The organism is Streptomyces sp. T39 (genome assembly GCF_008042045.1).
In the GTDB taxonomy this organism is placed as follows: domain Bacteria; phylum Actinomycetota; class Actinomycetes; order Streptomycetales; family Streptomycetaceae; genus Streptomyces.
The window spans coordinates 1,411,372-1,426,014 of record NZ_RDBP01000012.1; the positions used below are offsets into that span (position 1 = coordinate 1,411,372).

Annotated in this window: 8 protein-coding genes; 6 read left to right on the forward strand and 2 right to left on the reverse strand. The window is 69.3% G+C overall.

The genetic code is table 11. From position 1 onward, the window contains the following. Positions 1 to 113: 113 nt before the first annotated feature. On the reverse strand, positions 114 to 2,819 hold the full coding sequence (locus EAO77_RS07325) for a transglycosylase domain-containing protein (RefSeq protein WP_147987237.1): 2,706 nt from the start codon (positions 2,817 to 2,819) through the stop codon (positions 114 to 116). Positions 2,820 to 3,191: 372 nt separating this feature from the next. Between EAO77_RS07325 and EAO77_RS07330 the strand changes: the two genes are divergently transcribed. From EAO77_RS07330 to EAO77_RS07340, 3 genes are all read left to right on the forward strand, one after another. Beyond that, the gene (locus EAO77_RS07330) at positions 3,192 to 3,902 is read left to right on the forward strand and encodes a PadR family transcriptional regulator (protein WP_147987238.1); all 711 of its coding nucleotides are present in this window, start codon (positions 3,192 to 3,194) and stop codon (positions 3,900 to 3,902) included. Between the two features lie 59 nt (positions 3,903 to 3,961). Continuing rightward, positions 3,962 to 5,044, forward strand: a complete 1,083-nt coding sequence (locus tag EAO77_RS07335) for an inositol-3-phosphate synthase (protein ID WP_147987239.1) — start codon at positions 3,962 to 3,964, stop codon at positions 5,042 to 5,044. An 81-nt stretch (positions 5,045 to 5,125) separates the two neighbouring features. Next, positions 5,126 to 6,394: an MFS transporter gene (locus tag EAO77_RS07340; RefSeq protein WP_147987240.1), complete on the forward strand. Its 1,269-nt coding sequence runs from the start codon at positions 5,126 to 5,128 to the stop codon at positions 6,392 to 6,394. Between the two features lie 93 nt (positions 6,395 to 6,487). Here EAO77_RS07340 and EAO77_RS07345 read toward each other — a convergent pair whose 3' ends face one another. Next, a complete protein-coding gene (locus tag EAO77_RS07345; RefSeq protein WP_147987241.1) occupies positions 6,488 to 7,954 on the reverse strand; it encodes a CCA tRNA nucleotidyltransferase in 1,467 nt (488 codons plus the stop codon). Positions 7,955 to 8,163: 209 nt separating this feature from the next. Here EAO77_RS07345 and EAO77_RS07350 point away from each other — a divergent pair, with 209 nt between their 5' ends. The 3 genes from EAO77_RS07350 to EAO77_RS07360 all read left to right on the forward strand — a co-directional run bounded on the left by EAO77_RS07350 (position 8,164) and on the right by EAO77_RS07360 (position 14,622). Beyond that, a complete protein-coding gene (locus EAO77_RS07350; RefSeq protein ID WP_147987242.1) occupies positions 8,164 to 10,536 on the forward strand; it encodes a DUF6049 family protein in 2,373 nt (790 codons plus the stop codon). A 45-nt stretch (positions 10,537 to 10,581) separates the two neighbouring features. Beyond that, a complete protein-coding gene (murJ, locus tag EAO77_RS07355) occupies positions 10,582 to 12,765 on the forward strand; it encodes a murein biosynthesis integral membrane protein MurJ (RefSeq protein ID WP_147987243.1) in 2,184 nt (727 codons plus the stop codon). 120 nt (positions 12,766 to 12,885) lie between these two features. Further along, the gene (locus tag EAO77_RS07360; protein ID WP_147987244.1) at positions 12,886 to 14,622 is read left to right on the forward strand and encodes a protein kinase family protein; all 1,737 of its coding nucleotides are present in this window, start codon (positions 12,886 to 12,888) and stop codon (positions 14,620 to 14,622) included. Positions 14,623 to 14,643: the final 21 nt, after the last annotated feature.

The window sequence follows — 14,643 nt, forward strand, 5'->3', positions numbered from 1 at the left end:
GCGGGGATACGGCGAGGGCCGCCGCATCCCGTACGCCGCGGGAGGCGGCGCGAGGGGATGCGACGGCCCGTGAGCCGTGCGGTGTGCGGGGCCTGCGGGCCCCGCGGGGGGGCCTAGGTCCCGTCGGACCCTCCGATGAACCCTCCGCCGTTGCTGTTGCCGCCGCCGTTGTTCCCCCCGGAACTCTCCTCCTGCGACTCGCTGGGACTGGGGGAGACGCCGCCGTTGGTGGCTCCCTGGTCACCGCCCTGGTCGGTCCCGCCGGAGGGCCGGCAGGTCCAGTCCTCCCACGGGTTGCACGTCTCGGAAGGCCGGGGCGTGATCGAGGGGCTCGGCGTCGGGGTCGGCGACTGGGACGGCGTCGGGGTCGGGGACGGGCTGGTGGTCGGCGTCGGCTCGGGGCTCTTGGCGCCACCGCCCCAGACGGCCTCGCCGTCGAGCTCGCCCGGCTTGCTGAAGTCGATGGCCTTCTCGCCCTTGAGGGCCTGGGTCATGTAGTCGTGCCAGATCCGGGACGGGAACGACGAGCCGTGGATCTTCGGCTGGTCACCCGTGCCGTACATGTCCTCGAACTGGCGGTCCTTGTTCTTCTCGTTGTCGTCCAGGCGGTACATGTCGATGGCGGTCGACAGCTGCGGCGTGTAGCCGACGAACCACGCCTGCTTGTTGCCGTCGGTCGTACCCGTCTTGCCGGCCACGTCACGGCCCGGGATCCGGGCCTTGCGGCCGGTGCCCTCGTCGCTGTCGACCACGTCGCGGAGCACATCGGTCACGTTGGTCGCCACGGCCTTGCTGAACGGCCGCTTGACCTCGTCCTCGTGCTCGTAGATCACTCCGCCCTGGTACTCCACCCTGGTCACGGAGTACGGGTCGCGCTGCTCGCCCTCGGCGGCGAAGGTGCCGTAGGCGCCCGCCATGCGGATCGCGCTGGGCGAGGAGATACCGAGCGAGAACGACGGCACGTCGGACTTCACCAGGCTGTTCTCCAGCAGTCCGGCGTCGACGGCCGCCTGCCGGACCTGCGGGATGCCGATGTCCATGCCGAGCTGCACATAGGGGGAGTTGGCGGAGCGGATCATCGCGCGGCGCAGGCTCATGTCGGGGTAGCTCGCGTCGTCGTCGTTGACCTGCTGCCACTCCTCCCCGTTCTCGTCGTGCCAGACGCTGCCGTCGTAGTTCCGGATCGTCAGCTTGTTCTTGCCGCTGTACCGGCTCTTGTCCGGATCGACGATCTTCCGGTCCTCGGCGCCCTGCTCCTTGCCCAGCTCGGGGTTGCGCACCCCGTCGCGCATCGCGGCGGCCAGCACGAACGGCTTGAACGTCGAGCCGACCTGGGCGCCGGTCGCGTCGGCGTTGTTGGTGAAGTGCTTGGTGGCGTCCGTACCGCCGTAGATCGCGATGATCTTGCCCGTCTTCGGCTCTACGGACGCGCCGCCGAACTGCACGTGGGTGTCGGTCTTCGGCCGCTTCTTCGGATCGATGTACTCGTCCTGGATCTTCTTGACGGACTTCTCGAGCTCGGTGACCTTCTTCTTGTCGAAGGTCGTGTGGATCTCGTAGCCGCCCTGGGCGAGCTTGACGGAGTCGATGCCCCGGTCGTTCTTGTTGATGAAGTTCGCCTTGGCCAGGTCGACCAGGTAACCGATCTGGCCGCTCAGCTGGGCGTTCTTCTTCAGCGGGTCGGGCATCGGGAACTCGGTGTACTTGGCGCGCTCGGCGGCGTCCAGGTGACCGTCCTTGACCATCTCGTCGAGGATCCAGCGCCAGCGCTTGGTGGCCCGCTCCAGGTTGTCCTTGGCGGTCGCCTTGGAGTCGATCTCGGGGGCGCCGGCCGGGTCGTAGTACGTGGCGCCCTTCAGCAGCGCGGCCAGGAACGCGCACTGGCTGGCGTTGAGCTGGTTGGCGTCCTTGCCGTAGTACGTGCGGGCGGCGGCCTGGATGCCGTACGCGCCGCGGCCGTAGTACGCGGTGTTGAGGTACCCGGCCATGACCTCGGGCTTCTTCACCTCGGTGTCGATCTTGATCGAGATGAAGAGTTCCTTGAGCTTCCGCGTCACCGTCTGCGACTGGTCGTTCAGCCGGTTGTTCTTCACGTACTGCTGGGTGATGGTCGAGCCGCCCTGGGTCTGCTCGCCCGTCGCCATGTTCAGCACCGCGCGGCCGATGCCCCGGGGGTCGATGCCCGAGTCCTTCCAGAAGGTCTTGTTCTCGGCCGAGACCACCGCGTTCATCATCTCGCGCGGGATCTGGTCGAAGGCGATGATCTGGCGGTTGGTCTCACCACCGGTCGCGGCCATCTGCGAGCCGTCCGCCCAGTAGTAGACGTTGTTCTGCGCGGTCGCCGTCTTGTCCGGGTCCGGGATGCCCACCATGGCGTACGCGATCGTCGCGGCGCCCATGAGGGTGCCGAGGAAGGCGATGCACAGGCCCGTGACGAGCTTCCAGGACGGCATCCAGCGACGCCATCCGTCCTTGTCGTGGCGCGGGTAGTCGATCAGGCGCTTGCGGCCCGGGCCGCGCCCGGCGCCGCCCCCACCGCCGCCTCCACCGGTGCCCCGGCGCCCGCCTCCGCGGCCACCGCCGCCGTGGCCGGCCGCGGCCGGCTCGTCCACCCGCCGGCGCCCGCCCCGCTGGGCACGGCGGGCCTCCGCGCGGCCTCCGTAGGGCCGCTCCTCCTCACCGAAGGAGGCGGCAGGGGAAGCTGACGTGGCACTTCGGCCGGGCGCCGCACGGCGGCCGGAAGACTGCTGTGCGGCGCGACGGGCCGCGGCGCGACCGCCACCCTGCGGCTGTGGCGGTTTGCGACGGTGCTCGCTCATCGAACGACTACTCCTCGGGCAGGCGAGACGCCTGGAAGCGGCAGTTGAGTTCCGGTCCCCCCGAAATGGATACGGACGAGCTCTTCCCAGAGCTCATCCGCTGCGCATCCACGGCGATGACGCTCGGGGGCGTCACTTGGTTCCCGGTGGTCTGCATGCCGCACAGACTACGCACGGTCAAAACCCTCCTAGCCCTGAAGTTCACCCCATATCAGGCAAGTCACCGCCTGTGAATTGACGATGTGACGCCGTTCACGATGACCCCCCTTGTCGCAGCAGGAACACCCCTCTATCGTGCTGATGTATCGACTCGATACATCAGCACGACACATCGGACCGGCATACGGACTCCGTACGGCGAGGGAGGCAGCGGTGAGCAGGCGCTCAGGCATCCTCGAGTTCGCCGTACTCGGACTGCTCCGTGAAGCCCCGATGCACGGATACGAGCTGCGCAAGCGGCTCAACACCTCGCTGGGAGTCTTCCGGGCCTTCAGCTACGGAACCCTCTACCCCTGCCTCAAGACGCTGGTCGCCAACGGCTGGTTGATCGAGGAGCCCGGGCACGCACCCGAGGACGCCCTCGCCGCCTCCCTCGCGGGGCGCCGGGCGAAGATCGTCTACCGGTTGACGGCCGAGGGGAAGGAGCACTTCGAAGAGCTCCTCTCCCACACCGGCCCCGACACCTGGGAGGACGAGCACTTCGCCGCCCGTTTCGCCTTCTTCGGCCAGACGGAGCGCGAGGTGCGGATGCGGGTGCTGGAGGGCCGCCGCAGCCGGCTGGAAGAGCGCCTGGAGAAGATGCGCGCCTCTCTCGCCCGCACCCGTGAACGCCTCGACGACTACACGCTCGAACTGCAGCGGCACGGCATGGAGTCCGTGGAGCGTGAAGTGCGCTGGTTGAACGAGCTCATCGAGAGCGAGCGGGCGGGACGGGATCAGCGACAACCGTCCCCCGGGAACACCGCTCAGCAGGACAACACATCTGGAGCGACGGACGGCCTGCCCCGGCGGCCCGGGAATCGCGGGGAGACCTCTCCCGGCGACTCCGGCCCGCCGGATCCGTCCGACGACACCGCCAAGTGAAGCCCCGCGCTCCGCAGGGTTTCATCCGGAATACCGAGATCACACAGGGAGCAACCGGAATGGGTTCGGTTCGCGTAGCCATCGTCGGCGTGGGCAACTGCGCCGCCTCGCTGGTGCAGGGCGTCGAGTACTACAAGGACGCCGACCCGGCCGGCAAGGTGCCGGGTCTGATGCACGTGCAGTTCGGCGAGTACCACGTCCGCGACGTCGAGTTCGTCGCCGCCTTCGACGTGGACGCCAAGAAGGTCGGTCTCGACCTGGCCGACGCCATCGGCGCCAGCGAGAACAACACCATCAAGATCTGCGACGTGCCGTCCTCCGGCGTCACCGTGCAGCGCGGCCACACCCTGGACGGTCTGGGCAAGTACTACCGCCAGACCATCGAGGAGTCCGCCGAGGCCCCGGTCGACATCGTCCAGATCCTCAAGGACAAGCAGGTCGACGTTCTGGTCTGCTACCTGCCCGTCGGCTCCGAGGACGCCGCGAAGTACTACGCGCAGTGCGCCATCGACGCCAAGGTCGCGTTCGTCAACGCCCTGCCGGTCTTCATCGCCGGCACCAAGGAGTGGGCGGACAAGTTCACCGAGGCCGGTGTCCCGATCGTCGGCGACGACATCAAGTCGCAGGTCGGCGCCACCATCACGCACCGTGTGATGGCGAAGCTGTTCGAGGACCGCGGTGTCATCCTGGACCGCACCATGCAGCTGAACGTCGGCGGCAACATGGACTTCAAGAACATGCTCGAGCGTGAGCGTCTGGAGTCCAAGAAGATCTCGAAGACGCAGGCCGTCACCTCGCAGATCCCCGACCGCGAGATGGGCGAGAAGAACGTCCACATCGGTCCGTCGGACTATGTCGCCTGGCTCGACGACCGCAAGTGGGCGTACGTCCGCCTCGAGGGCCGCGCCTTCGGTGACGTCCCGCTGAACCTCGAGTACAAGCTCGAGGTGTGGGACTCCCCGAACTCCGCGGGTGTCATCATCGACGCCGTGCGTGCCGCGAAGATCGCCAAGGACCGTGGTGTCGGCGGCCCGATCCTCTCGGCCTCCTCGTACTTCATGAAGTCCCCGCCGGTGCAGTACTTCGACGACGAGGCTCGTGAGAACGTCGAGAAGTTCATCAAGGGCGAGGTCGAGCGCTAAGCGCCGCATCTCCACACCCCATCGAGGAGGGTCCCCGGGTCACTGCCCCGGGGACCCTCCTCGTATGTGACGCTTGCTCGCATGTCCGCCGTGGGTGATCTGTGTGTCCTTCTGCGCCTGAGGAACTTCCGCCGGCTTCTGGCGGTCCGGCTGCTGTCCCAGTCGGCCGACGGCGTCTTCCAGGTCGCCCTCGCCACCTATGTGGTCTTCTCGCCGGAGCGGCAGACCTCCCCTGCGGCGATCGCCTCCGCCATGGCCGTGCTGCTGCTGCCCTACTCCCTCGTCGGCCCCTTCGCCGGTGTCCTGCTGGACCGCTGGCGGCGGCGCCAGGTGCTGCTCTACGGCAATCTGCTGCGTGCCGTGCTGGCCTGCTGCACCGCGCTGCTCATCCTGCTGTCCGTACCCGACTGGCTCTTCTACGCCTCCGCGCTCACGGTCACCGGCGTCAACCGTTTCGTGCTGGCCGGGCTCTCCGCCTCCCTGCCCCGGGTGGTCGACTCCGAGCGTCTCGTCATGGCCAACTCCCTGTCGCCGACCGCCGGGACCCTGGCGGCGACCGCGGGCGGCGGTCTGGCCTTCGCGGTGCGCCTCCTGCTCTCCGACTCCGACGCGGCGGTGGTCCTCCTCGCCGCGCTCCTCTATCTCTCCTCCGCGTTCATGAGTCTGCGGATGAGCCGTGCCCTGCTCGGCCCCGAACCCGAGGTTCTCCAGCCCCGTCTCGCCGCCGCCCTGGTGTCGACGGCCCGCGGCCTGCTGGACGGGCTGCGCCACCTGAGGGGCCGGCCCGCTGCCGCTCACGCCTTGGCGGCCATGACGCTGCTGCGCTTCTGCTACGGCGCCCTCACGGTCATGGTCCTCATGCTCTGCCGGTACGCCTGGTCCGACTCGGACGCCGACGGCCTGGCACTGCTCGGCCTTGCTCTCGGCGTCTCCGGTGCCGGTTTCTTCGCGGCGGCCGTCCTGTCCCCGTGGGCGGTCGAACGGTTCGGACGCTACGGGTGGATGGCCCTCTGCGCGGGTGCCGCGGCGGTGCTGGAGCCCGCCCTGGCGCTCCCCTTCGCTCCGGCGCCGATGCTGGTGGCCGCCTTCCTCCTGGGGCTGGTCACCCAGGGAGCGAAGATCGCCACGGACACCGTCGTCCAGACATCGGTGGACGACGCCTACCGGGGCCGGGTCTTCGCGCTCTACGACATGCTCTTCAACATCGCCTTCGTCGGAGCGGCCGCCATCGCGGCCCTGATGCTGCCACCCGACGGCCGCTCGGTTCCCCTGGTGGTGATGGTGGCGGCCCTCTACGCCGCCGTGTGCGCCACGCTGATCCGGTGGCGGCACGGCGAACCGACGGGCTGACGGTGAGAGGTCGTGTTTCACGTGAAACACGACCCCCGAAACGCATCGGCGCGATGTTTCACGTGAAACATCGCGCCGACCACACCACCGAACTCAGTTCTGCGCCGCCCACCACTCCTTCAGCGCGGCGACCGCGGCGTCACGCTCCATCGGGCCGTTCTCCAGCCTGAGGTCCAGGAGAAACGCGTACGCCTTGCCGATCAGCGGCCCGGGGCCGATGCCGAGGATCTCCTGGATCTCGTTGCCGTCGAGGTCGGGACGGATCGAGTCGAGCTCCTCCTGCTCCTGGAGCTGCGCGATCCGCTCCTCCAGCCCGTCGTAGGCGCGCGACAGAGCGGTGGCCTTGCGCTTGTTCCGGGTGGTGCAGTCCGACCGGGTCAGCTTGTGCAGCCGGTCGAGCAGCGGTCCGCCGTCCCGCACGTACCGCCGGACGGCGGAGTCGGTCCATTCGCCGGTGCCGTAGCCGTGGAACCGCAGATGCAGTTCCACCAGCCGCGACACGTCCTTGACCATGTCGTTGGAGTACTTCAGCGCCGTCATCCGCTTCTTGGTCATCTTCGCCCCCACGACCTCGTGGTGGTGGAAGGAGACCCGGCCGTCCTTCTCGAACCGGCGTGTCCGCGGCTTTCCGATGTCGTGGAGCAGGGCGGCCAGCCGCAGCACCAGGTCCGGGCCGTCCTGCTCCAGGGCGATGGCCTGGTCGAGCACGGTGAGTGAGTGCTCGTACACGTCCTTGTGACGGTGGTGCTCATCACTTTCCAGGCGAAGCGCGGGAAGCTCGGGCAGAACGTGCGCGGCGAGCCCGGTGTCCACCAGCAGCGCCAGGCCCTTGCGGGGGTGCGCCGCCAGCAGCAGCTTGTTCAGCTCGTCCCGCACCCGCTCGGCGGAGACGATCTCGATCCGCTCGGCCATCGCCGTCATGGCCTCCACCACGTCCGGGGCGACCTCGAAGTCCAGCTGGGCGGCGAAGCGGGCCGCGCGCATCATGCGCAGCGGATCGTCGGAGAAGGACGCCTCGGGCGTGCCGGGCGTCCGCAGGATGCGAGCGGCCAGGTCCTCGAGACCGCCGTGCGGGTCGATGAACTCCTTCTCCGGGAGTGCCACGGCCATGGCGTTCACGGTGAAGTCACGGCGGACGAGGTCGTCCTCGATGGAGTCGCCGTAGGAGACCTCGGGCTTGCGGGAGGTCCTGTCGTACGCCTCCGAGCGGTACGTGGTTACCTCGATCTGGAATCGCTGGACCTCGTCCCCGACCCGGCCGTCCTTCTGCGCCCCGACCGTGCCGAAGGCGATGCCGACGTCCCAGACGGAGTCGGCCCAGGGCCGGATGATCTTCAGAACGTCCTCGGGCCGGGCGTCGGTGGTGAAGTCCAGATCGTTGCCGAGCCGCCCGAGCAGCGCGTCGCGCACCGATCCTCCGACCAGGGCGAGACGGAAACCGGCATCCTGGAAACGGCGGGCGAGGTCGTCGGCGACAGGAGAGACCCGCAGCAGTTCGCTCACCGCGCGGCGTTGCACCTGGCTCAGGGCTGTGGGGCTGTCTTCATTGGCGTTCGGCACAGCTGAAAAGGGTACGTGCCCCGGCCGGTCGAAGCAGTCGGGTTGTCCCCCGGCCCCCGGGAACACCTCACGGGTCCGTCACGATCCTTTCGTGGCGATCTTGTGGAGCAGACCGCGGCACTTCGACACAGCGGGTCTCGTTACCATGCGTGGACGCAAGGACCAGAGAACCACCAAGGGCAAGCAGACGACGAGGGACGGGCGAGCGCGTGGCCGAGGCGGCAGACACCCAGGGGATGCGTACTCCTCCGGCCCGCCGGTGGCTGCGGCGCACAGCCTCCGTGATCGCGGGACTACCGCTCGTGGCCGGGCTCCTGTGGGGTCCGGGCACCCCGGCCGCCACCGCTCAGGAGGCCGTCGGCAGCAGCACCGTCGATGTGTCCCTGAACACGATGACGCCCGCCTCTCCCGGCGAGAAGGACACGATCAGGATCTCGGGAACGGTGATCAACCGCGGCAAGCAGGCGATCACCGACGCCCATGTCGATCTTCGCGTCGGTCAGCAGCTCACCGGCCGTGCCGCCATCGACCGCGCCACGGAGCGCGTGACGGAGGGCAGGGTCTTCGACCCGATCCTCGACGGATCGCGGATCGACGACAAGTACGCGCTCGAGATCCCCCGGCTCGCCGCCGGCGTGAGCCAGGACTTCTCGCTCTCCGTCCCGGCAGGCGAGCTCGACCTCGACGAGAACGGCGGGGTCTACCAGCTCGGGGTGTCACTCACGGGCCGGACCGCGGCCCTCCCGTTCGACCAGGTGCTCGGCATCGAGCGGACCTTCCTGCCCTGGCAGCCGGAGGCGACCGAGAAGCGGACGCAGCTCACCTACCTCTGGCCGCTGATCTCGACCACGCATCTGACCTCGGAGACCGGTTCCGACGAGCAGCAGACCCCTGTGTTCGAGGACGAGTCGCTGGTCGCCGAGCTGTCCCCCGGCGGGCGCCTCCAGCAGATGGTCTCGCTCGGCACGCAGCTGCCCGTCACCTGGGTCGTCGACCCGGATCTGCTGGCCACGGTCGACGCCATGGCCGAGGGATATGTCGTCCGGCAGGGCGACACCACGGTTCCCGGCAGCGAGAAGAACCAGAAGATCGCCCAGAGCTGGCTGAACGACCTCGGGAAGGCCGTGCAGGGCCGCAAGGTCGTGGCCCTGCCCTTCGCCGACCCGGACCTGGCCTCCCTGGCCCACCGCGGCAAGGCCGTGCCCGGCTCGCTCAGCCATCTGCAGCCCGCCACCGAGGTCGCCAGGGCCACCGTGGAGTCGACGCTCCTCACCACGCCGTCGGTGGACTTCGCCTGGCCCGTCGACGGCGCCGTCGACGCCGCGATCGTCGACGTGGCCACCTCCGCCGGCGCCGACAACGTCATCGCCCGCAGCGACAGCATCGGGGACGACCTCCCGTACACCCCGACGGCCGCGCGCCCCATCGGAGGCGGCACCACGGCCGTGGTGGCCGACTCACGGCTCTCCAAGGCCTTCCAGGGCGACATGACCAGGGCGGACGACTCCGCGCTCGCCGTGCAGACGTTCCTCGCCCAGACGCTCGCCCTGACCCTCCAGGACCCGGAGAAGCAGCGCAGCATCGTCGTCGCCCCTCAGCGCATGCCCACGGCCGCCCAGGCCCAGAGCATGGCCCGCGCCCTGCAGGCGCTGGACGGCAAGCGCTGGACCCAGCCCCTCGACCTGCCGGCCGCCGCCGAGGCCAAGCCCGACGCCGACGCCAACACCCGGGTGCCCCGCGCCTCCGAATACCCGGCCAAGCTCCGCAAGCAGGAGATGCCCGTCGAGACGTTCCGCGAGATCAGCGGAACCCAGAAGAACCTGGACATGTTCGAGGGCATCCTCACCCAGGCTGACCGGGTGAGCACCCCCTTCGGCCGGGCGATCGACCGCCAGCTCTCGACGTCCTGGCGGGGCAACCCGCAGGGCGCCCAGCAGTACCGCGGCGGGGTGCAGACCAATCTCAAGAACCTCACCGAAGAGGTCCAGCTGATCCAGAAGTCCGATGTGACGCTCTCCGGCCGCAGCGCGATGATCCCGGTCACCGTGCAGAACCAGTTGGTCCAGGGCGTGGACGACCTGGTGCTGCGGCTGACCTCGCAGAGCCCCACCCGGCTCGGGCTCGACGACAAGGCCATGGCGGAACAACCGGTCCGGGTCGGCGGCGGACACAGCCAGACGGTGAAGTTCCCCGCCGTGGCCAATGCTAACGGTCAGGTCCAGATGACCGCCCAGCTCTTCACCAAGGACGGCACCCCCTACGGCGACTCCATGGCCTTCACCGTGAAGGTCTCGGAGATCACGCCCCAGGTGATGCTCGTCATCGCCGGCGGGGTGCTGCTCCTCGTCCTCGCGGGGATCAGGATGTACACCCAGCGACGTCGCGCAGCCGCGCTCGATGCTGCCGGCTCCGGCGAGAGGACCGCGGAGGAAGCGGCCGAGGGGACGCCGGACGCCGGGACCGGCGACCCTGTCACCCAGGCCGGCGACGGCCCGGATCCCGGGCAGGCGAGTGACCTGTCACCTGACACCCGACCGGAAAGCGCCGACCCGTCCGGCGCTGGTGAGAAAGTGGACCGTTGAGCGATGTCGTGGCCGGTCGGCCGGGGACGATGAGGTGGGGTAGTCATGAACGCGCCGTATGACGGTGACCGCGGTCAGGGCGCGGGCGGTAACCCGTCCGGCCAGGGCCCGACGCCTCATCAGCCTCCCCACGATCCCTACGCCCCGCAGGACCCGTACGCCCAGGATCAGTACGCCCACGACCCGTATCTCCAGGACGCGTACCACCCCGATCCCTACGCGGCCCAGGATCTCTCCGCCCAGGACCCGGTCTCGGAAGCCCTCTACGACCGGTCGGCGCACCCGCCGCCGCCCCCGGGCAGCTACGAGGCGCCGAACCCCCTCTACCAGCAGCCCCCCACATCGCCGTACGCTCCGGACCCCCGGGTCTGGGCACAGACCCCTCCGCCCGAGCCGGACGGGCCCTCGCGCCATCTGCCGTACGGGGACGACGCGCGGACCACGCAGTTCACCGGTGTCGACGACCTGGTCACCCGGGCCGGAGAGCAGCAGCCGGAGCCCGACGCCTTCGCCCATCTCTTCCGGGACCAGCAGGCCGCGGGCGTCCCCGCGCCGGCCCCCGAGCCCGATCCCGTGCCCGTGCCCCCCAAGAAGCCGGCCGGGCGCGCCTCCGGGCTGCTGAGGTCCAGCGCCGTGATGGCGGCGGGAACCCTGGTCTCCCGCCTCACCGGATTCGTGCGCAGCCTGGTGATCACGGCCGCGCTCGGTGCCGCCCTGCTCGGTGACACCTTCACCGTCGCGTACACCCTGCCGACGATGATCTACATCCTCACCGTCGGCGGCGGTCTCAACTCCGTCTTCGTCCCGCAGCTGGTCCGGGCGATGAAGAACGACGAGGACGGCGGCGAGGCATTCGCCAACCGTCTGCTGACCCTCGTGATGGTGGCGCTGGGCGCCATCGTCGCCATCGCCGTCTTCGCCGCGCCACTCCTCGTCCAGTTGATGTCGGACACGATCGCGAGCGACCCGGCGGCAAACAACGTGGCCGTCACCTTCGCCCGCTACTGCCTGCCCACCATCTTCTTCATGGGCATCCACGTGGTGATGGGCCAGATCCTGAACGCGCGGGGCAAGTTCGGCGCGATGATGTGGACCCCGGTCCTCAACAACATCGTCATGATCACCACGTTCGGTCTCTTCATCTGGGTCTACGGGACCTCGGCCGAGTCCCAGATGGGCGTCCAGACGATTCCGCCGGAGGGCGTCCGCCTCCTCGGCATCGGCACCCTCCTCGGCCTGGTCGTCCAGGCCCTGGCGATGATCCCGTACCTGAGGGAGACCGGGTTCCGGTTCCGTCCGCGCTTCGACTGGAAGGGCCACGGGCTGGGCAGGACGGTCAAGCTCGCCAAGTGGACCGTGCTCTTCGTCCTCGCCAACCAGGCGGGTGTCCTCGTCGTCACCCAGCTGGCCACCGCGGCCGGTGAGGCCTCCGGCAAGCAGGGCGCCGGCTTCATCGCCTACACCAATGCCCAGCTGATCTGGGGCATGCCACAGGCCATCATCACCGTCTCGGTGATGGCCGCCCTCCTCCCGCGGCTCTCCCGCGCCGCCCACGACGGAGACCCGGGCGCCGTGCGCGACGACATCTCCCAGGGCCTGCGCAACTCCGCGGTCGCGATCGTCCCCGTCTCCTTCGCGTTCCTCGCGCTGGGCGTCCCGATGTCCACGCTGCTGTTCGCCTCCAGCGGCCACCAGGCCGCCCAGGGCATGGGCTTCATCCTGATGGCCTTCGGCCTCGGTCTGATCCCGTACTCCGTCCAGTACGTCGTCCTGCGTGGCTTCTACGCGTACGAGGACACCCGCACCCCCTTCTACAACACGGTGATCGTCGCCGCGGTCAACGCGGGCTCGTCCGCTCTCTGTTACGCGCTGCTCCCCGCCCAGTGGGCGGTCGTGGGCATGGGCGCCTCCTACGGCCTCGCCTACGCGGTCGGCGTGGGCGTCGCCTGGCGACGGCTCAAGAAGCGTCTCGGCGGAGACCTGGACGGCTCCCATGTGACGCGGACCTACGCCCGGCTGTCGATGGCCTCGGTTCCCGCCGCGATCGCCGGCGGCGCGGTGGCCTACGGGATCACCACCCTGCTCGGCAGCGGGGCCGGCGGTTCCCTGGTCGCACTGGTCATCGGCGGGATCGTCCTGCTGGGCATCTTCTTCGTCGCGGCGAAGAAGATGCGCATCGCGGAGCTCAACGCCCTGGTCGGAATGGTCCGCGGACGTCTCGGACGATAGGACGATCCGGTCCTGGCACAACCATCGTCGGACGCCGTGTGTCGTGCATAGCGTCCGACTGTGGGCACAATTGGCATGGCGTTTGAGTACGGCGCAATGGATGGGGAGGCAGGAACGACGGTGGCGGAACGTAGCACGGCTGCCGTCGACGTGGCCGACAACGGCGGGGAAGAACCGCTGACAGCGCAGAAGCGCGAGGCCACGACCGACGGGGCGGCTGAATCCCAGAAGACTCCGGAGACGAACGCGCCGGAGGAAACGGACGGCGGGGAAAAGGGAGCCGAACCTCCGATCGCGACGCCCGACTTGCACAGCGGCCACAAGCTCGCCAAGCGCTACCGGCTCGAGGAGTGCGTCACCCGTCTGGACGGTTTCAGCAGTTGGCGTGCCGTCGACGAGAAGCTGCGCCGAGCCGTCGGCGTGCATCTGCTGCCCGCGGACCATCCGCGCGCTCGGTCCGTCCTCGCCGCCGCCCGTTCCTCGGCTCTCCTCGGCGACCCCAGGTTCGTCCAAGTGCTGGACGCCGTCGAGGAGAACGAGCTGGTCTATGTCGTTCACGAATGGCTTCCGGACGCCGTCGAACTGACGACGCTGCTCGCGGCAGGCCCTCTGGAACCTCACGAGGCCTACCAGCTGGTCGAGCAGGTGGCGCTCGCGATGACCGCGGCCCACCGGGAAGGGCTCGCCCACCTCCGGCTCACCCCGGGGGCCGTGCTGCGCACCTCCACCGGCCAGTACCGCATCCGCGGTCTCGCCGTGAACGCGGCACTGCGCGGTATCTCCGCCGACCGTCCGCAGCGCACCGACACCGAGGCCATCGGCGCCCTTCTCTACGCGGCGCTCACCCAGCGCTGGCCGTACGAGAACGACGCCTACGGGCTGTCGGGCCTCCCCAAGGGGGTCGGCCTGGTCGCCCCCGACCAGGTGAGGGCTGGCGTCCACCGGGGCCTGTCCGAGCTCGCCATGCGGGCGCTCGTCAACGACGGGGCCACGGCATCCCGTCAGGAGCCGCCGTGCACCACGCCGGACGAACTGGCGAAGGCGGTTGCGGCGATGCCCCGGATCCGCCCGCCGGAGCCGACGTTCGCGGCACCACCGGACTACCAGCGCACGACGTACCAGCAAGGCACCTACGGACGTCCCCCGGCTCGCCCGGGCGCCGCCGTCACCCAGTCGGCTCCGGTGCCCCCGGCGCCGCTCGAGAGCCGCACCGGCAGGGCGCTGAAGTGGACGGTCTCGGCCCTGCTGATCGCCGCGCTCGGGCTCGGCAGCTGGCAGGTCGCCGACAAGCTGCTGGACGACAACAAGGGGGCCCGGGAGACTCCGTCCTCCGAGACGTCCACCACGGACGGCGAGAACGACAAGCCGGCCGCACCGACACCCCTGAAGGTCCAGGCCGCCCAGGAGTACGCCCCGGACGGTTCTCCGCAGAACTCCGCGAACGTGGGCGCCACCTACGACAGCGATCCCTCCAGCTACTGGCGCACCAAGTCCTACTTCGACGGGCCTGAGTTCGCCCCGTCGGTGAAGCAGGGCGTCGGGATCGTCTTCGACCTCGGCAGTGAAAAAACTGTCACGGGTTCCTCCATAGCGTTGCGCTACGGGGGAGAGCACACCACGATCAGCCTCTATGCCGCTGATTCCCTTTCGCCTTCCGGCCCTGTCGGTTCGATGAAGCAGATCGCGACGGGCCGGACCGGTGGATCGGCGCTCGAACTGAGGAGCAAGGACGGCAAGGAGTCCGTCTCGAGCCGGTACGTGCTCCTGTGGATGACGGCGATGCCGCACTCGCCGCAGGACGGGTTCAGCGACGCCGGTTACAAGCAGGGGATCACGGACGTCTCCTTCACCGGCTGACGGAGCAGAGGGGAGGGGGCT

Bases quoted from the DNA above. Each gene is read 5' to 3' on its own strand.
- EAO77_RS07335 (WP_147987239.1), top strand. From the start codon at position 3,962: ATGGGTTCGGTTCGCGTAGCCATCGTCGGCGTGGGCAACTGCGCCGCC.
- EAO77_RS07340 (WP_147987240.1), top strand. From the start codon at position 5,126: ATGTCCGCCGTGGGTGATCTGTGTGTCCTTCTGCGCCTGAGGAACTTC.
- murJ (WP_147987243.1), top strand. From the start codon at position 10,582: ATGAACGCGCCGTATGACGGTGACCGCGGTCAGGGCGCGGGCGGTAAC.
- EAO77_RS07325 (WP_147987237.1), bottom strand. From the start codon at position 2,819: ATGAGCGAGCACCGTCGCAAACCGCCACAGCCGCAGGGTGGCGGTCGC.